A 21,051-nucleotide genomic window follows, 5' to 3' on the forward strand; every position below is an offset into this window, starting at 1 on the left:
TGATTTACGGGCAAAAATCCAATTTTTGAAAAAAGTTTACCACCTGTTTACCACTTTTGAAAGGCAGTTTTTTAGGGCTGAAAATGTACTGAAATGAGGTATATTTTAGCGTAAGATTACAGAAGTGGATTTTTTTAAAAACTGGTAACGGCAACTATTGGGGCAGCATTTGAATATCCAGTGAAAACCTTGATTCTGTGGGAAATATTTCAACGGTAATTAACGATTACCACTTATTTACCACTTGTGAAACGATGATTTTAAGAGCCCAAACTCATAATAAAATTGAGATTGGAGAATACATATGTATAAAAATTGTCGAGAGGAATTACTTGCAGTTATGCGAGCTTTTGTTATTGAAACTGGAGAAAATGAGTTTAGTAGAGCTGAAGCCATTGCAGCTATGCGTAGGAGTGGAGGTAAGTATCCGGAAGGAACTGTGAGTGCTCATCTAACATATAGATGTTGTGCGAATATTCCTACCCGGTGTTATAAACCAATGTATGATGATTATGAAAAGATTGGTAACGGCAAATATAAAGTTATAAATTGGGAAACGGAAATTAAGGAAGTGGAGCAGGATGATAAGTTCTAGTTCCTATCAAGTAAGAAGGGAATGACTGGATTAGTCATTCCCTTTCTTTTTTTGTAATGTATCATTAAACAATAGTAATCGATTTTTGGTGGTTTCTAAATCCATATTATGGTTTTCAAGTGACATATCGTCACATGCTGTTTCTTTATTTGTTGTTAAAGTAGAATTTTCCATTTGTGATTCACGGTATTGCATATAGGAAGACAAGGCTTGGCTTGTTTGATAGCCTTAGCTTTTTGTTTTTCAACAAGTGGTATAGGCATATCGATTTTGTATAAGTCGCTCGGATTCCAAACTTCTCCAGTAGACAACATCTGGTAGATAGCGGTAAGAATCATACGAGCAATAGCGATAATGGCTCTTTTCTTGTCACGACGTTTCGCAAGAGATTCATATTTCTTTTTGCGGTAAGGAGATTTATCCGATTTCACGGCTGCATGGGCACACTGTATTAATGCAGGTTTGAGGTAAACACCGGCACGTGTTATACGGACAGATTTTTTCTTACCAGCAGATTCGTTGCTTCCTGGTGTTAAACCAGCCCAGCAACAGAGACGTTTGGAACTGGAGAATTGAGACATATCAATACTTATTTCGGAGATGATAGTGATTGCACTATCACGTTTAACACCCGGAATGGTAGAAAGAAACTGGATAGCATTTTCATAATCAGGATCAGAAGAAATCAAATTTTCTATCATAGAGTCTACATCATTGATTTCTGCTATGATATAATTCATATGTGCGCGGACGAGGCACATGCGATATTTTTGGGAATCAGTCATCTGATATCCTTCTATGGATTCAATCACAGAATCTTCTTTGGATTTGAGGCTCCTAAGAAGTTTTGAAGCGATTTCTTCGTGGTTGATAGAAGTATCCGATTGTTGAAGTAGATAATCAATAATGGATGTGGATGACTTCCCAAAGATATCGGAAACTACAGAGTCTAGTGCGACATTACAAACAGTAAGTGCATTCTGATATCGATTCTTTTCGCTGGAACGGCAGGAAATAAGTTTATAACGATATCTTGTGTATTCTCTAAGAATACGTTTTTTTTGCAAGGAATGTAACTGCCTTTTACAAGTCCAAGACGGAATAAATCTCCAATCCATTTAGAATCTTTGGTGTCATCTTTGTTGCCTTTGACAACTTTTACCCATTTAGGGTTAGCAATTACGACATTGATTTCATCCTCAAGAAGATTAAAGACAGGAACTCAGTATTTACCCGTAGATTCCATGCAGACATCATGACAATTGTTTTCTAGCAACCATTGCTTAAATTCAAGAATAAAATTGTTGAATGTAGAAAAGCGTTTCTTTTGATAAGAAGGTTCAATACCGCCAGTAGTTTTTACTATTGTGGCAACGAGAAATGATTTGTGAACATCGACACCACAACAGGTTTGATAAGTAACTTTCATAGCAAATGCTCCTTTCGTAAAAGATAAGAAGCCATTGACTGAACTGCCACACAATTTAACGAAGAAGTTAAAACAATTCTTAGTGTACGGGCTCATGGCGCCACTTATTTGTGCTTGAAAAGGCAGAACTTACACTGATTAGTATGCTGTCTAAAACGAAGAAAGTTATTACAACTCCTCCTCCCGTGCTTTGTAGTGTAGTTTCTTTTAAGTTGTTTTACATCACGGAGTAGAATTTGTAACACTTTCATTACTATTTGTGCCGCCAGCCGAAGGCGGCGGAATGGAGATTAGTATGAACATTAAGAAAAATATTATAAAAAAGTGTCCATCGGATACGCATAAGCAGTTTTTAGAGTATGCTTTTTGTTTTTTTCAAGAAAAAAACTGCAAGGCGATATTGAAAGGTTCAATTCAAAAAGATACCGCTCATAAATTTTCCGATATAGATTTGGTGTTAAAAAGGATGGATAAGGAGCTGGTGAGAGAATTTATATTTAATTTTGGAGAAGTTGTTCTAATAAGCAGAACGCAAAGACCATTGGGGATTCTGATAGTTATTTATAGTGATGGATTGTGTTTGGATTTGGATTTTAGAGATAAAATTACAAGAGAAGAGATTAATGATTGTGATGTGATTGGTGTGGCTTTTACGGATGGAGATATTGCGGAAAAGGTGGTGAGATGCACCAATATTTTAGAAGAAGAGAATACAGATGATTGGGAGAATATGCAAAGATTATTTCATCGTTCGCTTATTAAGTGGATAGGGGGAAATGAAGAGCTAGGATACAGTATTCTTCAGGAAATTTATGAATTTATTCTAAATAAGACGAGGAGTGTTGAAACTTTAAGTGGAGATTACAAAAAAGATATTGCCTATCTTCTGAGGGAATTCAATAAGGGGTATTCACTTGACGTAAAGTATTATGGTGTTATCGAAGAATTAATAGATAATATTAGGTGAAAAAGATTCATTTTGTATTATGCTTTTGGCTTGTTTGTATAGGAGCATAGACATATTAGAGCTGAGAGGTTATACTGTTGTGATTAAAATGTTTTTTGTTAAGAATCTTGTTGGCATGTATGCTTGTAGATAATGAAGCAGCGGCGAGATAAATTAAATTGTATAATTTGATTAAGCAAGGTTAATATTCTCGAGAAATAAACTTTATTTCGTTATGGGAGAGGGTTTAGATGAATAAGATAGGTGACAATGAATTAGATGAGATATTGTCAACTCTTCAAGAAATAGAACATATAGAAATAATAAGAATTGGTACAAGAGCTATTGTGGTAAATCCAATGCGGATAACCGATGATTTGATAAATATTTTTAAAAAGTATAAGCCATTATGGATAAATACACATTTTAATCATCCTAAAGAGATAACGGCTGACGCGGTTAAGGCTTGTACTAAAATAGTTGATAGACCGAGTGACGATGTAACCCAGAATATGCTTGTAACAATTTACAAAACAGACGTTGAAACAACAGAACTACTTGAAAAGTTTGGAATTACTGTATCTAAAGATAAAATCATTGATGGAACCACACTTTTGTTGGAACCAGGACAGATGCAGACCTTGTATAGACGTGCACCTTATCTTATTTCAATGAGTGTTACGGATTTAACTCAAGTGAAATTAGAAGATATTGTCGATGATGAAGAAATTGACTTTGATAGTGAACGAAAAATACCTGTACCAGGTAATGAGCCAATTGTCGGTGTTATAGATACTCAGTTCAATGAGAAGGTATATTTTCATGAATGGGTGGAATATAAGAATATGCTTTCAAACGATATTCAGCTTGAAAAAAAGGACTATTACCATGGAACAGCTGTAACATCAATCATTGTTGATGGGCCGAAAGGTAATCCTAAGCTTGATGATGGTTGTGGTCGTTTTAGAGTTCGTCACTTTGGAGTAGCGACACAGAGTGGATTTAGTTCATTTGCTATTCTGAGGAGTATTAGAGAAATTGTGGCTAATAATCCTGATATAAAGGTTTGGAATCTTTCTTTGGGTTCGCCAGAACCTATCAAGGATAATTTTATATCACCTGAAGCAGCTGAGCTTGATCGCATTCAAAGTGAATATGACGTAATCTTTATTGTTGCAGGAACTAATACTCCAGATGGTTTAGTTCATCCTGAAATGAAAGTAGGATCACCGGCAGATTCATTAAATGCAATGGTTGTAAATTCTGTAACAATGGAAAATGAAAGTGCTTCTTATTCGAGAAGAGGACTGGTATTGTCTTTTTTCCATAAGCCTGATGTCAGCTACTACGGAGGAGATGGAAACAGGCAGGACACAAAGATTGCACTATGCATAGATAACATGGGGGCAATTTATAAAGCGGGAACTTCATTTGCAGCCCCTTGGATTACTCGAAAAATGGCATACTTGATTCATGTAATGGGATTAACAAGAGAAGTTGCAAAGGCTCTACTAATAGATTCTGCCGCAAAGTGGAGTGCGAACGGTAGAATATCTGATTCTATAGGATATGGAGTAGTTCCTAAACGAATTGAGGATGTTTTAAGCACAAGTGATGATGAAATAAAATTTTTCATCACCGGAACAACAGAGGATTATGAAACATACAATTATAATTTGCCTGTCCCGGTTGTAGATGGAAAACATCCATTTTATGCGCGTGCTGTAATGATATATTTTCCTCATTGTGACCGTAATCAGGGCGTTGACTATACTAGTACTGAAATGGATATTCATTTCGGTCGAGTTCAGCCAAACGGAAAATTGAAAACAATTGACGATAATAAGCAATCCGAAGAGGGGCAAGTTCTTTATGAAGAAGATGCACGAGAAATATATCGTAAATGGGATAATGTCAAACGTGTATGTGAAGAAATAAAGGGGCGTGCTGTTCCAAGAAAATCCTACGAATCAGGGATGTGGGGAATCAGTATTTTAACCAAAGATCGTGTGACGACAAAGAATAAAGAGGCTTTGCAGTTTGGCCTAGTTATTACTCTCAAGGAAATGTACGGTAAAAACAGAATAAATGAGTTTATTAAGAGTTGTATGGCACGTAACTGGCTTGTAACAAGACTTGATGTTCAGAATCAGGTTGATATCTATACACGGGCTGAGGAAGAAATTGAGTTTGAGTAAGGAGATAGTCATGAATACAGATAATTTGGTTGTGGCAGTTAGCTATGCACACGATAGCGATGAGTTTAATAAAAAAGTGGTGGCATTTGTAAGTTGTTTAAGAGAAAAGCATGGCTATGATGCCATAATGGATGAATATTTAAAGCAAAAGGAAACGGCAGTGGATTTTAATGAAATGATGGCTAAAATGATTCCAAATGCCAATAAGGTAATTGTATTATTGACACCAAAATATAAAGAGCGTGCTGACCAATTTATAGGAGGTGTAGGCGATGAGTATAGGATAATATTAGAAGAGATAAAAACATGTCCTAAGAAATTTATTTTTGCATCGTTTGTCCCAATTAATGATGAGGTTGTAACTAGGATTAATCCAGCTGCTTTAGGCAATAGGGAAATAGTGTATCTATCTGACGATGAGCAGTGGGATGATTTGTTTTCTAAATTGTTAGATGAACCTATTATAGATTTTCCGGATGTCGCAAATAAAAAAACAAAGCCAAGAAAGAAGAGCATTGGTTTTTGCGGGAATAAAAAGAAAACGGATTTGTTCAGGGAAACACAGATTTTGCTTTGTGAGAATAAACAAATCCTAGAACAATTTGGTCCAGATTCGTTGGTTGCAATTAATAACCCTATGTCATCAGCTATCAATACATGGAATCAGTTTAAGCAAAATATTATTATTCCCAATAATAGAAAAATAGTGGAAGCTTTTGAAAGTAATATTTCGGTTCTTTCTATGGAAGAAGTGGAAGTATACAAGAAATTTAAAATTCATGCCGAAGCTTTTGAAAGTTGTAATAAAGGAGAAATTATACGAGAGGGAACTCCAAGGTTTCCGGTAGAATTTGAGCAGATGATTAAGGGGGAGAAATAAATATGCCAGATCAATTTATAAAATTTCCAAGAGTGGAAAGTATACAGTACTTTGAGAGCGCTATGTACGGACATAATAAGGTGCTTAGATGTAAAAAAATAAGTGATAGTTATTACGAAATACAAAGAGAAGATTTACCACCAATATTTGTATTTGTATCAAATTATTATGCGCTTAGTGTATCGGATTATTATGAAATAACAAGTGAGTATCAAATAGATTGCCTTGTTACAATTTCAAATTGGAATAGGGTGACGCAAGATGCATATGAATTAGGTAGAAGAAATGGAATTGGCGTTTTTACTATGAGTGAATTTATGGGGGCTTTAAATTGTGCAAAACCAAGTGTATATATTAGGCCAATTGATAGAGAGGATAATGACAGAGCAGGCGTCGGATTTGGAAGAATCGGTTAAGGCTGATGTTTTTTTGATGGGTTCGTTTCAATATACAGAAGAAGCAAATGACATTGATTTAATTCTTATATATAGCATTGCAAATTATGATGCAATGAAACGCCTAAAAGATGTTTTGGCAGAAGCCATTTATGATACTTTTAATATTCCAGTTCATTATACAACTTTGAGTGAAAATGAATATGAGGAGATGTATGCACTTAGGCAGGAAAAACAGTGTGTATTATTTGAATATTACCATAAATGAGATATTTGATTAATACTGCCTTGACCTACCGCCTAAGTCAGAAATGGCGTAGGCATGGTTACTGTCATTTAAAAAGAGGTGAAATAATGCCAGATATAATTAATTCCGTTAAAGAGGAATTTATAAATGAATACATAAGAAAAATAGATACTGCAATTGAAACTTATAACGCGACAATAGGTTCAAATGATGAAATATTTGATCTTGTTATTGAAATATCAAATGTTTTTGAGAATGATATACCAAATTTACAAACGAGTGTGTTGATAAGAACAGGAACGGAAATACGTGATGCAAATATTGTGAGAGCAATGCTGATAAAGTATTTGGCTGATAATGGAATTGAATATAAAGGTAAAGGAATCGAAGAAAATGTTAAGGAGAAAAGATTTTGGAATTCATTTATTCATTGGTTCGAAACAGAATTACCTGGCTTGGAATTGTTAGATGGTAAATATTTGCGGTGGGATAATTGGGATGGAGGAATGTGGTTCATAGAATTGGATTATGACCATGAATTTACTTTATATAGAGGTACAGTTTATCCAAGTTCGTTAAAGAATAATACTGGTGACTTTGTAGATATAAAGGCTTTTATAGAGATCGCATATAAGCACTGGATAATTAACACGGGAGAATGCCATTATAAATTTACTATAGAGGTTAATGATAGATTTAAAATATTCAAATTGCCATATAGGTTGCAAAATGGGATTGTAATAAAGCAAGGCTATAAATCAACTTCTCCTATTGATAAAATTATTAATTATAGAATGTTTGAACGAAAAATACAGTTTTCGGAGGAAATGATTAATAGTAAAGATATAATGGAAAAGAAAAGCGCATTAGATTTTATTATAGATGCGCTTCAATATCTAATATCAACTAAAGGAGATACTAGAAATGAACAGTATAAAGCGTTGGCTCTGAGTGTGAGCGATAATATGGATGGCAAAGTTTATGCGGTTGTGAAAAAAGAATTGGATGAATTAATGAAGTTATCCAATGAATATTTTGATGTAAGACATAATGATTATTTAAATGCTGCTAAGGAGAAAAGAGAACCATTGAATGATTCACAGTTTATAGAGTATTTATATAATCGTGCATATTCAATATTGTATCTGCTGAGATTGAAAAGTTAATACACTGATTATCATTGTTGTTAATAGCATTGAGACAAAAGAATAATTGTAAAAGGTAAAGCAATTTGAATAACTTGAGTCATAGTCCAAAACAAATTGGCATATTGACATTGGTCATATACAATGGTATTATTTCGACAATAAACAAAAAGAAAGAGCACATTGAGTGTAAGGTGAAGAAATGAGAATTAGATAGTTTAGTTTAAGTTATCACATTTAGTTTTAAGTCCTGCCGATGGCGGGCTGTTTGTGTACGCTTAAATTAGATTATCGCATCCGAATTCACTTTATACTTATCGTAGGATAAATATAGAGTTATTTTTGCGGGTCTATTTTGCGTATGCAAGATAGACCCCCTTTTGTTATGCATGTCGTGTACAATGAATGCTGTTATGTATTGAGGGCAGGCGAAGGAGGAAAATATATGGCACAAATTAATGTAAATAATCTTACCTTCGCATATGAAGGTAGTTTCGATAATGTATTTGAGAATACCTCTTTTTCTATTGATACCAACTGGAGGTTAGGTTTTGTCGGAAGAAACGGAAAGGGTAAAACAACATTTTTAAATTTGCTTCTTGGGAAATATGAATATGAAGGAAATATTAGTACCAATACGATTTTTGACTACTTTCCGTACATTGTTAATTCAGAAGAGCTGACTAAAACTGCCGGCGAGCTTATAGAATCCTGGAAGCCTGGAGTAGAAATCTGGAGGGTTATGTGTGAATTGCCGGAATTGTCTATCGATGCAGAACTTTTGTACAGACCTTTTGGTACATTAAGTTTTGGCGAAAGAACGAAGATAATGCTTGCAATATTATTCTCCGGCGGCAATGATTTCCTTTTGATAGATGAACCAACAAATCATCTTGATAAAGAAGCTAGGGAGATAGTCAAAAGTTACCTTAAGAAAAAGAAGGGATTTATCTTGGTTTCTCATGATCGTGATGTGCTTGATGCTTGTATTGACCATGTGTTGGTACTTAATCGCGCTTCAATTGAAGTTCAGACAGGTAACTTTAGCTCGTGGTGGGAGAATAAGGAAAAAGCTGATAGCAATGCACGTGTTGAGAATGAAAAGCATCTTAAAGAAATCGGAAAACTTGAGGTAGCAGCAGAAAGAGCAGGCAGATGGGCAGAGAAAAGTGAAAACACAAAGATAGGATTTGATCCCATTAAGGAGCACGACCGGTCTATAGATACTAGAGGATATATTGGTGCCATAACCAAGAAAATGCAAAAGCGGGTGAAGGCTTACGAAGGTAGGATTGACAGAGAAATTGAAAAAAAAGAAGGACTTTTAAATGACATCGAAGAGGTGACGGACCTTAAATTAATGCCACTTAAATATCATAAAGAGCGTTTGCTGTTTGGGCGAGATTATTCGTTTAAATATAAGGATTCAGATAATAATGTATTTGATGGATTAAGTTTTGAAATTAATAATGGCGACCGCGTAGTTATTGATGGTGAAAACGGTTCCGGCAAATCAAGTCTTATTAAGGCAATTCTTGATATGAATCGTGGAATTGTTAAAGAGAATGCAAATTATGAAGGGGAAGGAATACTCGAAGTTCCTGAGAATCTAGTTATTTCATACATTAACCAAGATACATCCCATTTAAAGGGCTTTCTTAAGGATTACTGTGAATTACAGGGGCTTGATTACACGCTTTTCTTATCACTTCTTCGACAATTAGATTTTGAGAGAGTCCAGTTTGTAAAGCCGATGGAACAGTATTCAGAGGGTCAAAAGAAAAAAGTTCTGATTGCTGCAAGTTTACTCACATCAGCACACTTATATATATGGGATGAACCCCTTAATTACATTGATGTTTTTACAAGAATGCAGATAGAAAAGCTTATTGAAACTTATAGACCGACCATGCTTTTGGTAGAGCATGATGTGACTTTTAAAGAAAAAATAGCAAATAAGGTTATTAGATTATAGAAGGGAGATTGTGGCTATATGAATTACTTTATTGAAGGAATACAAGGTTCTGGAAAGACCACCATGCTTGAAAAAATGACTCAGGACAATCCTAAACTTAAAGCGTATAGAGAAGGCGACTTTTCGCCAGTTGAACTGGCGTGGTGTGCATATGTTTCGCATTCACAATATGAAATAATAATAAAGAAATATGCCAATCTTGCAGGAGAAATAAAAAAGAATACGGTGAAGGAAGGTGAAATGTATATTATTACATATACACGAATCATCACAGATATTCCTGACTTCCATAAAGAACTGGAGCAGTATGAGATATACAATGGACTAAAATCTAAGGCAGAATTTGAAGAAATTGTTTTAAGTAGATTTACTAGCTGGAGCGAGGACAATCAATTATTTGAATGCTCTATTTTTCAGAACATTATTGAGAATCAGATTTTATATTTACAGATGAATGACGATGAAATAGTGGATTTTTATAGGAGAGTAAAGGATGCGCTTAAAGGTAAAAAATATAAAATCATTTATCTTTCTGTAGACAATGTCAGAGAGGCTGAAGAAATAATAAAAAAAGAGAGAAGTGATGAGGCTGGAAATGAGATGTGGTTTCCTGTTATGATAAAATATCTTGAAGGAGCACCATTCTTCAAAGCGCATGGCTATATAGGAATGGAAGGGTTAGTTAAGCATCTGGAGCACAGAGTGGATTTAGAAAGAAGAATTCTTCGAGAAGTTTTTGAGGGATATTATGAAATTATAGAAAGGAAAATAGGACTGGAGAACACAAATATATGAACGAATATAAAATTATAATATTAAGAGAAAAGCCAGAATTAGCGCCAATTGCAGCTGAGTGGTTTCATTGCAAGTGGGGCGTACCGACAGAGGCATACTTGAAATGTATGGAAGCATATTTATCAGGTAAGACAGAGAATGGATGGTGGTTATGCTTATATGGTGAAAACATAGTTGCTGGGCTTGGGGTAATAGATAATGACTTTCATGATAGAAAGGATTTGACTCCGAATGTATGCGCTGTATACACGGAAGAAGAACATCGTAAAAAGGGATTAGCCGGAAAACTGCTAAATAAAGTTGTTGATGATATGGCAAACAAAGGAGTAGCAACCTTATATTTAGTGACGGACCACATTGGTTTCTATGAACGTTATGGATGGGAATTCGTATGTATGGTTCAAGGGGATGGTGAACCGGAAAAGACAAGAATGTACATTCACAGATAGTAATATAACAACAAAAGGCAGATGGTATTAATCTGCCTTTTGTTGTAGTAAAGTCTATTTTCTTTTGCCTCTTCCATTGCCTTTTGGCACCTTAAAAGCGTCTGAATATCTTTGAAGAATATCTGTAAAGGTCTTGAATTCATGGGGATCCATTTTGGAAAAGTTGATTTTGAACATTTTACTGTACATAATCATTTGAGCCTGTGTAGCATTATCAGCCTTCTGTACCTGTTCAAAGGCATCTTCGATTTCATCAACTTCGGTTGTGTCACTTCCGGTATTGGAATCTTTTTTATGAGCTTCTTTAATATCCTTTGCAATTCCGGTGATATCGTTGCCGAGAAGATTTGCAAAATAGTCATCTTCCTTTATAGTGGCAGCTTCAAGCGTTTTCATGAAGTGGTCGCTAGTATTCGTCCCTTTTTCTTGAAGTTTTGCTCTGGTATATTCAATATATTTGTTCATGTTATGAATCTGCATAGCAGCTAGATTATCAACATAAATCTCCATATCAGACATGAAATTAGCAAAAGCAGGATTCTTAATCATTTCACAAATAAGCCTGACATTTAAATCACCGCTTTTCAGTATTTTTACAGTGGCATCATCGAGACCAAGTTCATCAACCGGAAATAGATGCTGTTCTTTATTATCTGTCATACCAAGTAGATAGTCAGTTGTTACTCCATAATACTTTGCCAAGGTAATAAGTGGTGCAATGGTTATTTCCTTCTTGGTATCATCACTTTCATAGCTGCCAAGTGCGGATTTTGATATTCCGGTAGCTTCTTCAAGTTCTACTAGGGACAGCCCTGCAGCTGTTCTTAAATCTTTTAATTTCTCTCCAAGCGTTAGCTTGCAATTCATCTATATCACTTCTTTCATTTATACTCACAAAAGGTTACCGACACATTATACAGCAGAACAACAGTTCACATCAACAAGGATTTCCATAAGCGTGGAAATTCTTATTTTTTTGCAAAAAATCCTACCTTTTGGATATACGGGATGCGGCCTCTGATTTTGAGAAAATCGCTATACAAACAAAAAAACTAAATGAGCGTTCCAAATCAATACCGATTCGGGGAAGCTAAGCGATGACCGGAAAACCGTGAGCGAGCCAAGGTCGTGATAACGGCACAGTCCAAAACAGTCCACAGGGCTAAAGAAACCAGAGGTTACCTGCCAGGAATTGAGGAGGGGAGACGACAAAAAGAAATATTAACAGGAGGAAAGATGAAGAAGCGATTTAATTAATTTTATGGAGATCAAGCGCAGTTGTTTGCTTTCTATAGAACACCAAAAGCATTTTTCCAAAGTGACGAATACAAAGATTTATCGGCGGAAGCAAAGATTCTATATGGAATTCTTTTAGACCGGGTATCTTTGTCAGCAATGAACGAATGGAAAGATGAAGCCGGCAGGGTATTTATCTACTGCACTTTAGAAAGCATACAGGAAGCGTTGGGATGTGCACATCAAAAGGCAACTAAGTTATTGCGTGAATTAGAAAAAGCGGGACTGCTTGAACGTAAGAAACAAGGGCTTGGAAAGCCGGATATTATCTATGTTATGAACTTTGCAGATAATCTGTTTTCAGCATTCAAGAGTGATGAAAATCATCATTCCGGAGAGCTGAAAATCAGCACTACAGAGTGCTTAAAATCATCAGGTAATAATACTGATAAAAATTATATTGATATTAATAATATTAATCCTATCTTATCAGCGGATGAAGATGTGGATATGGATGAGAGACGGTCATATAAACAGTATTTTGATGAACAGCTCTGTGTAGATGCTCTTTATCATGATAATCCTTATGACAGAGAAAGTATTACGGAAATAATGGAGCTTATTCTTGATACGGTCTGCTCTAAGAGAAAGACAATACGGATTGCTGGTGATGACAAGCCACTAGAGGTAGTCAAAAGCAGATTTATGAAGCTGGATTATAGCCATATATCCTATGTGTTGTCCTGTCTTAAGGAGAATTCCACACAGGTTAGAAACATTAAGCAATATCTGTTAGCTGCGCTTTACAATGCACCACTGACAATCAGTAATTATTATCAAGCAATGTATAACAATGACCATGCGAATGGGCTTGTTTAGGAGGAAATGACAAATGAAGGAATACAGAACGAAACAGATTAATTTCAGGGTTACAGAAAGTGAATATGCCCGTATCAGTGAGAGAATGCAGGAGGCAGGAGTCAACCATCCTTCTGCATATTTAAGAAAAATGGCGATGGATGGATATATCTTAAAGCTTGATTTGGGTGATTTACAGGAGATTCAAAGGCTGGCAAGAATCAATTCCAACAATATAAATCAGATTGCAAAACATGCAAATGAAACCGGAGCTGTTTATAAGAGTGATGTTGAAGAACTTACCGCAGGTCAGAAAGAAATCCAGAAACTGCTCCGTGGCATTTTTTCTGAACTGGCAAAGATTCAGTAGGAGGTAACGGTACTATGGCGGCGACGAGATTAATTCCCATGCATCTGCAAAAGAGCAGGAGCATGGGACAGTGCTTAAAGGAAAGAACTGATTATGCAAAAAATGATGAGAAGACCGAAGCCGGGCAATTTGTTTCATCTTATGAATGTGATCCCAGTACCGTGGATTTGGAATTTGAAATCACAAAGAATCAGTATGCGGTTAACACCGGAAGAAATCCAAAAGAAAAGGATGTAATTGCTTATCAGATTAGGCAATCCTTTAAGCCCGGTGAAACTACACCGGAAGAGGCAAACCAGATAGGATACGAAACGGCGATGCGATGGACGAAAGGAAAACATGCTTTTATTGTTGCAACTCATGTGGACAAGGCACATATCCATAACCACATTGTTTACAATTCCACCACACTGGATGCGCAGCATAAGTATAAGAATTTCTTCCTGTCGTCATTTTCGCTAAGGCGATTAAGTGATCTTATCTGCTTAGAACATGGCCTTTCTGTTATTCCTGAGAAGAAGCCGGGGGAGTGGCAAAACCGGACAACTTATCCGAAAAAAGAAACCAAAAGAGATGATATCCGCAATCTGATAGATTCGATTTTTGAGAGGAAAAGGCCAGATAGCTTTGATGAATTTTTAAGAGCACTTGAAGGTAACGGCTATGAAGTTAAACGGGGAAAATATATTTCTGTTAAAGGAAAAGAACAGAAGAATTTCCTGCGACTTCGCTCACTTGGAAACGGATATACAGAAAAAGATATTGAAAAGAGAATTGCCGGTGAAGTAATTGATATTGTTTCAGATGATCCAAGAAATGTGATTGCAGGGAAGAGAGCGGAGCAAAAAACGGAAAAGAAGGTAGATACCGTTCTTGATATTCAGAGCATCATTGCAAAGAATAAAGGTCCTGGATATGAGCGTTGGGCAAAGCTTCACAATATAAAGGCTATTTCCAAAACTTTGATTTTCTTAAGTGAAAAAGGCCTTGGAGATTATGAAAAGTTGAGCGAAGCAGCAAAAGAAGCAACTGATAAATTTGATTATTTATCTGCAAGACAAAAGGAAATTGAAGCACGTTTGGCCGAAATAAAAGCTCTTCGTCAGCATATTTTCAATTATTCTAAGTCGAGGAAAATCTATATGGAATATAAGACAAGGAAATTTGATGCCAACTTTTTTGAAGAACATCGAGAACCATTGACATTATATCAGGCGGCAAAAGATGCATTCAAAAAATATGATGGACCGATTCCTACAATCAGGGAACTGGATGCAGAATTTCAAAAGTTGGTTAAAGAGAAAAATCAAATCTATTCAGAATTCAAGATTGCAAGAACAGAGATGAGGGAACTTCTATCTGCAAAACAGAATGTAGAACATTTTCTTGGAGAGCAGAATCGGCTGGAGCAAGACATTCAAAAGAAGAAAGGTGATACCTCATTATAGGAGTTGATTTTGATAAAAGTGTTTTGCAGCTCCGAGCCGAAGGTGAGGTTTGGGGGGATTGGGGAATTCGTCCCCAACAAGCAAAATCGATATTCGCTAACGGATATCATTGCTTGCAATCTTTTATAAAGAACTTAATAAGAAAAAATAAATTGAGAAAAGAAAGGAATTTAAAAATGAAAGAAGTATTATTTTTGCAAGAAATAAACATGGCACCCAAAGCAATACCTGCATGTATTCCGTTAGCCTATGATGCAATAGCCAGACTGAATGGCAAACTTGCAGAAGCGGACAAAGCGTTAAAGAAATCATCACAGACGATCCCGGTATGGAAAAAATATCTGCTTACCATAGAGGAAGCAGCATCTTATTTTGGCATAGGTGAGAAGAGGCTAAGACAGCTTGCAGCAGAAAATGCCGGAGCGGAATATATTATGGAGATTGGAACTCAGATTAGAATAAAAAGACCTGAGTTTGAAACATATTTAAGCACAGCGTATGTAGTATGACAACAGAAAATATAATGACACAAACGGCAAATGTCGTGACACTAAGGACCTCCTATGGTAGAATTACAATCACGGGATGGTCCTTTCTTATTTACTTGGAAAATAGAAAGGAGACCGAATATGAGCGAAAAGAGAAGAGATAACAGAGGACGTATTTTACACACAGGAGAGGTTCAGCTTTCCACCGGACAGTACAGATATAAGTATGTAGATAATTATGGGGATGAGCGTTATTGTTACAGTTGGCGACTTGACCATAATGACAGAATGCCGGTGGGAAAGAAACATACAGAATCTCTCAGAGAAATGGAAAAGAAAATCGAAGCAGATCAGTTTGATCACATTGTTGTAAACGGAGGCAAACTTAATGTGCTTGAACTTGTAGAAAAGTATATTTCGGTAAAGAACGGAGTAAGACCTACTACAATGGCTGGATATGGAACAGTAATTAATCTTCTTAAGAAGGATCCGTTTGGCAGAAAGAGAATTGATACTGTGAAAATCTCAGATGCAAAGGCATGGCTTATTAAGCTTCAGCAGAAGGATGGAAAGAGTTACAGCTCCATTCATACAATTCGTGGAGTGCTTCGACCTGCATTTCAGTTAGCAGTTGACGATGATTTGATTCGCAAAAATCCATTTGGATTTCAGCTTGTTGATGTGGTTATCAATGACAGCATCAAAAGAGAAGCCATCAGCAGAGAGGAAGAACGAAAGTTTATGAAGTTTATAAAAGAAGATGCACATTACTGTCGATATTATGACGGAATGTATATTCTTTTTAAGACGGGACTTCGAATCTCTGAGTTTTGCGGTTTAACTTTGTCAGACATTGATTTCAAGAATCACAGAATTAATGTAGATCATCAGCTGCAGAAAAAGGGGAAGCGTGGATACTATATTGAGGAAACCAAGACTGACAGCGGAACAAGAGTATTGCCGATGTCAGCGGATGTAGAGGAATGCTTTAAGCGTATTATTGAGAATCGTAATCCTCCGAAGATTGAGCCGATGGTGGATGGCAGAAGTGGTTTCTTATTTTTTGATAAGGATGGAAGCATTTCTTATTCGCTTCATTGGGAGCATTATTTCAAGCATGCTCTTGATAAATACAATGGCATCTATAAGGTGCAGCTTCCGACCATTACTCCGCATGTATGCCGTCATACCTATTGTACAAACATGGCTAAGTCCGGAATGAATCCTAAGGCTTTACAGTACCTTATGGGGCACTCTGATATAAGTGTGACACTTAATGTTTATACCCATGTTAAGTTCGAGGATGCCAAGGCTGAGATTGAAAGAATTGCAAATGTCTAATCCATTTACCGTGTAAAATACCGAGGTGTAAAGGCGATATTTTTACACCTTATTTTACACCTTTTGCTTACAAAACTATGCCATGTTATACCAATATATGCCAAGTTAGCAGAGTATAAAAATGGCTGAAACACTTGAAAATAAAGGAAAAAGCGTATGATTAGAGTCTTATTCATTTGCCACGGCAACATCTGCCGTTCCACCATGGCTCAAAGCGTATTCACCCACCTCGCCCGCCAGTCCCATCTCGATTCCTATTTCGAAATTGATTCGGCAGCGACTAGTACAGAGGAGATTGGGAATCCGCCGCACCATGGGACAAAGAGAAAATTACAACAGGAGCAGATTCCGTTGATTCCGCATCGGGCGAGACAGATGACACGCGCGGATTATACATATTATGATTATCTGATCGGAATGGATGGTGCGAATATCCGGAATATGACGCGGATTGCCGGTGGTAGTGATGTGGAAGGGAAGATTTACAAGATGCTGTCATTCGCGGACTATGAGAAGACGCATAGGTTGAGCGAGGCATGTGATGTGGCTGATCCGTGGTATACCGGCGATTTTGACCAGACATTTGAGGATGTTTTGGTAGGTTGCAAGGGCTTGCTCGCCTACATCATAGACAAAGAACAACTGCATAAGTAAAACAGCATTTACGCGTATTTAACATATGCGAGATAACATATTTAACAACCCCTGTTTATTATGAAATAGAAATCATAATAAATGGGGGTTTTTACATGAAGAGTATGTGGCAGATCCTGCCGGAACTATTCACATATTAAAGAAGAAGGGTTTAGAAAATGGCACAGATATTATACAAAGACATCATCAAGAACAAAGAGATTAACGAATTTATCAAGAAAGGCGATGCGAATTTAGCCACGCTTGGCTATACGGAGCATTCGAAGACACATTGCACGCTGGTGGCAGAACGGGCGGCATATCTGATGGAGAAGTTCGGACATGCTGACGCGGAGATCGAACTTGCGAAGATCGCCGGATATATGCATGATATTGGAAATGCAGTCAATCGTGAACATCATGCCGAGTATGGCGCGCTCCTTGCAAATGATATCCTGCGGCGGATGGATATGCCGTTTACAGATCGTGCAACCATCGTTTCTGCGATTGGGCATCACGACGAGTCAACCGGAGGTGCCGTGGATATTGTGTCAGCGGCGATGATTATTGCGGATAAGACGGATGTCCGCAGAAGCCGTGTGCGTTCGCGTGATAAGTCGACCTACGATATTCACGACTGGGTGAATTACGCAGTCACGGAAGCGAATCTGAAGATCAATCGGGAGAAACGCCAGATTGCATTGGAACTCAAAATTGACGAGAAGATCTGTACGATGTATGAGTATTTCGATATTTTCCTTGGACGCATGCAGATGTGCCGGCACGGGGCGGAGTTGTTCGGAGCGAAATTCAAGCTGACTGCCAATGGCAGTAAGGTACTGTAAAATCTTCTGTGGATATTCCTGTAGAAAAATGCTATAATTACAATAATTGTAAACTGATTCCGGAGTGCTTGTTTGACAATGCTCCGGTTATTTGGTTAGCAAACTATAGTATAAATATGGGGGAAGCGTATGAAACTAAAATGCACAAATGTCTTGGTTACAATCGCGATGATCTGCAGTGTGCTGGCTATGATTATGAACTGGATTATTTACTTTGGACCGCAGGACAAATATGTTCAATCTTTTGGCGTGGATGTAAACACCGAACGAATCTTTGATGTCCGCTGCATTATATGTCCGATTTTGATTGTGGCCTTGTATATTCTTGCATGCACCATCACACGGAAATCGCAGAAGAAAAGAACCGGATTGGCGATTTCAGTCATTGTTCTTGTGAGCCATATTATTTTAAATGTATTAAATGTTGTATGTGTGGTTGCAGTAAACCGGGAATATGCCTTTTTTTATGGGGCGTCAGTGCTGGCGAAAGCTTCGATTCTGAATAATATGAGGAATTTTATGGAAAAACCATTTCATATATTGGCTATGATATTTCTGGCAATCACGATTGGAACGCTATGCGGAAGGGATAATAACATGCAGCAGACACCATACTATGGTGATCCGATGTACCAAATGCCGAACAATGGGTATAATACGCAGCCTCAATCCGGACAATCGTTGTAAGGCATAAAATCATATACAGACATTTCATAAAAAGGAGTTTATACAGTATGAAAATCGGAAGTCATGTTGGAATGAGCGGCAAAGAGATGATGCTTGGCTCGGTGAAGGAAGCGCTCTCTTATGGCGCAAATACATTTATGTTATATACAGGAGCGCCGCAGAATACGCGCCGGAAGGACGTGTCGGAGCTGCGCGTGGAAGAAGCGTGGGAGCTGATGCGGGCAAATGATATCACAGAGTTTGTGGTACATGCGCCGTATATCATCAATCTGGCAAATACGGTGAAGCCGGAGATCTACCAGCTGGCGGTTGATTTCTTAAAGACAGAGATCGAGCGGACCGCGGCAATGGGAAGCAAGACGCTTGTCCTGCATCCGGGTTCCCATGTGAATGCCGGTGTCGACGCAGGCATCGATAGTATTATTAAAGGGTTAAATGAGGTGCTTAACCAAGATACGCCGGTATATATCGCGCTTGAAACAATGGCAGGAAAGGGCAGCGAGATTGGCAGAAGCTTCGAGGAGCTGGCGCGTATCTATGATGGTGTCATTTATAATGACAAGCTGCGTGTCTGCTTTGATACGTGTCACACGAACGATGCCGGATATGATGTGGCAAATGATTTCGACAGCGTGATCGAAGAATTCGACAAGATCATTGGCAAGGATCAGATTGCGGTATTCCATATCAACGACAGCAAGAATCCACGCGGAGCGGCGAAGGATCGCCATGAGAACATCGGACTTGGTTCGATTGGGTTTGATGCATTGTATAAGATCGTATGGCATAAGGATTTCTTGGACGTACCGAAGATTCTGGAGACACCATATGTGAAATCACTTGCAGATGCGAAGAAAGCATTTCCGCCATACAAGGAAGAGATTGATATGCTCCGGAGTGGCGCGTATGATGCGGCAAGAATTACGAAGCTTGCGGAGTAAGTCATCCGAAGAAACTTAGACATATTGCGAAAACACACATGGAGCCGTCAGGCGACATGAAAAACAAAGAATCGAGAGTAGGAAATATGGCAGTCAGAGATGAAATTATAAAGACACTGGAAGAAAACAGAGGCACCTATCTGTCTGGCGAGCAGCTTGCGAAGAAACTATCTGTCAGCCGGGCAGCAGTGTGGAAGGCCATCCGCAAATTGCAGGAGGATGGATTTGCAATCGAGGGCGTGAACAACAAAGGCTACAAGCTGGCGGAGGATACGGATGTGTTGTCTGTACAGGGAACGGCGAAATATCTGGACGTCGAGTGCCCGGTGCGGTTGGAAGTGTTCCGCTGTATCAACTCCACGAACCTTGCACTCCGTGAGCGGACGCAGGAGGAAGAAGGCCTGGTGCTTGCCGCGATGGAACAGACGAACGGACTCGGAAGACTGGGACGGTCGTTTATGTCGCCGGCAAATACAGGAATCTATTTCAGTATCCTGTTGAAGCCGCAGATTGCAAATCAGGAAGTGACGCTGCTCACGACAATCGCCGCCGTGGCAGTGTGCGAAGCAATCGAGAAATACACGGACAAGAAACCACAGATCAAATGGGTCAACGATATCTTCATCGATTCGCACAAGGTATGTGGCATCCTGACACAGGCGGCATTCCAGATGGAAAACTTAGACCCGGAATACGTGATCGTTGGAATCGGAATCAATCTGTATATGCCGACGGAAGGATTCGGTAAGGAACTGGAAAATATTGCCGGTTCTGTCCTGCAGGAGCAAAGCGGTGACATCAAGAATAAGATTTTGGCAGAGACACTGAACCGCTATTTCTATTACTACAAAAACTTTGTGAAGAAAGAATTCATCGCGGAATACAAGAAGCGCAGCCTGGTTCTTGGAAAAGGTATCCGTGTTGTGACAAAGGATGGTGAGCGCAAGGCAACCGCACTTGATATCGACGACATGTGCCATCTCCTTGTCGAGTACGAGGATGGCACCCGCGAAAACCTCTCAACCGGTGAAATCAGTATCCGGCTGCAGTAATACGTGATAACCAAGGGAAAATTGGATATAATATGTGTGTATGATTCATTGTTACAATTAAATAATTACAAATGAAACAATATGTAGATTCGAGTTGC

21 protein-coding genes and 1 pseudogene are annotated in these 21,051 nt (G+C 37.9%); 20 read left to right on the top strand and 2 right to left on the bottom strand.

All coding sequences use genetic code 11. The features are described from left to right. The first annotated feature begins 304 nt into the window (after positions 1 to 304). Positions 305 to 595, top strand: coding sequence for a DUF7669 domain-containing protein (locus ACZQK9_RS08385; protein ID WP_118669776.1), 291 nt, complete (start codon positions 305 to 307; stop codon positions 593 to 595). A gap of 155 nt (positions 596 to 750) precedes the next feature. Here the strand turns inward: ACZQK9_RS08385 and ACZQK9_RS08390 are convergent. After that, positions 751 to 2,024 (bottom strand): annotated as a pseudogene (locus ACZQK9_RS08390) (IS110 family RNA-guided transposase). A gap of 295 nt (positions 2,025 to 2,319) precedes the next feature. Between ACZQK9_RS08390 and ACZQK9_RS08395 the strand changes: the two are divergent. The 9 genes from ACZQK9_RS08395 (at position 2,320) to ACZQK9_RS08435 (ending at position 11,054) form a co-directional block, all read left to right on the top strand. After that, positions 2,320 to 2,991 carry a hypothetical protein gene (locus ACZQK9_RS08395; protein ID WP_444108098.1) on the top strand — a complete coding sequence of 224 codons (672 nt, stop codon included), beginning with the start codon at positions 2,320 to 2,322 and terminating at the stop codon, positions 2,989 to 2,991. 230 nt (positions 2,992 to 3,221) lie between these two features. After that, positions 3,222 to 5,168 carry a S8 family peptidase gene (locus ACZQK9_RS08400; protein WP_483270303.1) on the top strand — a complete coding sequence of 649 codons (1,947 nt, stop codon included), beginning with the start codon at positions 3,222 to 3,224 and terminating at the stop codon, positions 5,166 to 5,168. A gap of 10 nt (positions 5,169 to 5,178) precedes the next feature. Then, the gene (locus ACZQK9_RS08405; protein WP_182439181.1) at positions 5,179 to 6,048 is read left to right on the top strand and encodes a TIR domain-containing protein; all 870 of its coding nucleotides are present in this window, start codon (positions 5,179 to 5,181) and stop codon (positions 6,046 to 6,048) included. Positions 6,049 to 6,050: 2 nt separating this feature from the next. Further along, positions 6,051 to 6,464 (top strand): hypothetical protein, encoded by a 414-nt coding sequence (locus tag ACZQK9_RS08410; protein ID WP_349115487.1) that lies wholly within the window; start codon positions 6,051 to 6,053, stop codon positions 6,462 to 6,464. After that, positions 6,448 to 6,711: a hypothetical protein gene (locus ACZQK9_RS08415; protein ID WP_118669781.1), complete on the top strand. Its 264-nt coding sequence runs from the start codon at positions 6,448 to 6,450 to the stop codon at positions 6,709 to 6,711. The genes ACZQK9_RS08410 and ACZQK9_RS08415 overlap by 17 nt, the downstream gene beginning before the upstream one ends. Before the next feature lie 86 nt (positions 6,712 to 6,797). Further along, positions 6,798 to 7,856, top strand: a complete 1,059-nt coding sequence (locus tag ACZQK9_RS08420) for a hypothetical protein (protein ID WP_349822842.1) — start codon at positions 6,798 to 6,800, stop codon at positions 7,854 to 7,856. Positions 7,857 to 8,280: 424 nt separating this feature from the next. Continuing rightward, positions 8,281 to 9,810, top strand: a complete 1,530-nt coding sequence (abc-f, locus tag ACZQK9_RS08425) for a ribosomal protection-like ABC-F family protein (RefSeq protein ID WP_483270304.1) — start codon at positions 8,281 to 8,283, stop codon at positions 9,808 to 9,810. An 18-nt stretch (positions 9,811 to 9,828) separates the two neighbouring features. After that, complete coding sequence (locus ACZQK9_RS08430) at positions 9,829 to 10,605, top strand: P-loop NTPase family protein (RefSeq protein ID WP_444108092.1); 777 nt, start codon at positions 9,829 to 9,831, stop codon at positions 10,603 to 10,605. Next, positions 10,602 to 11,054: a GNAT family N-acetyltransferase gene (locus tag ACZQK9_RS08435; protein ID WP_444108090.1), complete on the top strand. Its 453-nt coding sequence runs from the start codon at positions 10,602 to 10,604 to the stop codon at positions 11,052 to 11,054. The genes ACZQK9_RS08430 and ACZQK9_RS08435 overlap by 4 nt, the downstream gene beginning before the upstream one ends. 54 nt (positions 11,055 to 11,108) lie before the next feature. Here the strand turns inward: ACZQK9_RS08435 and ACZQK9_RS08440 are convergent, their stop codons facing one another. Continuing rightward, positions 11,109 to 11,921: a helix-turn-helix domain-containing protein gene (locus ACZQK9_RS08440; protein ID WP_118669646.1), complete on the bottom strand. Its 813-nt coding sequence runs from the start codon at positions 11,919 to 11,921 to the stop codon at positions 11,109 to 11,111. A 411-nt stretch (positions 11,922 to 12,332) separates the two neighbouring features. Between ACZQK9_RS08440 and ACZQK9_RS08445 the strand changes: the two genes are divergently transcribed. From ACZQK9_RS08445 to ACZQK9_RS08490, 10 genes are all read left to right on the top strand, one after another. After that, entirely contained in the window at positions 12,333 to 13,169 is an 837-nt protein-coding gene (locus tag ACZQK9_RS08445; RefSeq protein ID WP_444108088.1) for a DUF6017 domain-containing protein, read from the top strand. Between the two features lie 13 nt (positions 13,170 to 13,182). Next, the gene (locus ACZQK9_RS08450; RefSeq protein WP_118669647.1) at positions 13,183 to 13,518 is read left to right on the top strand and encodes a plasmid mobilization protein; all 336 of its coding nucleotides are present in this window, start codon (positions 13,183 to 13,185) and stop codon (positions 13,516 to 13,518) included. Between the two features lie 14 nt (positions 13,519 to 13,532). Next, positions 13,533 to 14,966, top strand: a complete 1,434-nt coding sequence (locus tag ACZQK9_RS08455) for a relaxase/mobilization nuclease domain-containing protein (protein ID WP_483270305.1) — start codon at positions 13,533 to 13,535, stop codon at positions 14,964 to 14,966. Positions 14,967 to 15,142: 176 nt separating this feature from the next. Next, positions 15,143 to 15,475 carry an excisionase gene (locus ACZQK9_RS08460; protein ID WP_444108083.1) on the top strand — a complete coding sequence of 111 codons (333 nt, stop codon included), beginning with the start codon at positions 15,143 to 15,145 and terminating at the stop codon, positions 15,473 to 15,475. A 120-nt stretch (positions 15,476 to 15,595) separates the two neighbouring features. Further along, entirely contained in the window at positions 15,596 to 16,795 is a 1,200-nt protein-coding gene (locus ACZQK9_RS08465; RefSeq protein WP_444108081.1) for a site-specific integrase, read from the top strand. Between the two features lie 156 nt (positions 16,796 to 16,951). Next, positions 16,952 to 17,449: a low molecular weight protein-tyrosine-phosphatase gene (locus ACZQK9_RS08470; RefSeq protein ID WP_483270306.1), complete on the top strand. Its 498-nt coding sequence runs from the start codon at positions 16,952 to 16,954 to the stop codon at positions 17,447 to 17,449. Between the two features lie 158 nt (positions 17,450 to 17,607). Beyond that, positions 17,608 to 18,273: an HD domain-containing protein gene (locus ACZQK9_RS08475; protein ID WP_483270307.1), complete on the top strand. Its 666-nt coding sequence runs from the start codon at positions 17,608 to 17,610 to the stop codon at positions 18,271 to 18,273. Between the two features lie 129 nt (positions 18,274 to 18,402). Continuing rightward, positions 18,403 to 18,960, top strand: coding sequence for a hypothetical protein (locus ACZQK9_RS08480; RefSeq protein WP_483270308.1), 558 nt, complete (start codon positions 18,403 to 18,405; stop codon positions 18,958 to 18,960). 47 nt (positions 18,961 to 19,007) lie between these two features. Further along, the gene (locus ACZQK9_RS08485; protein ID WP_483270309.1) at positions 19,008 to 19,901 is read left to right on the top strand and encodes a deoxyribonuclease IV; all 894 of its coding nucleotides are present in this window, start codon (positions 19,008 to 19,010) and stop codon (positions 19,899 to 19,901) included. A gap of 56 nt (positions 19,902 to 19,957) precedes the next feature. Then, positions 19,958 to 20,953: a biotin--[acetyl-CoA-carboxylase] ligase gene (locus ACZQK9_RS08490; protein ID WP_483270310.1), complete on the top strand. Its 996-nt coding sequence runs from the start codon at positions 19,958 to 19,960 to the stop codon at positions 20,951 to 20,953. The last annotated feature ends 98 nt before the right edge of the window (positions 20,954 to 21,051 follow it).

Source organism: Wujia sp. (assembly GCF_056872695.1).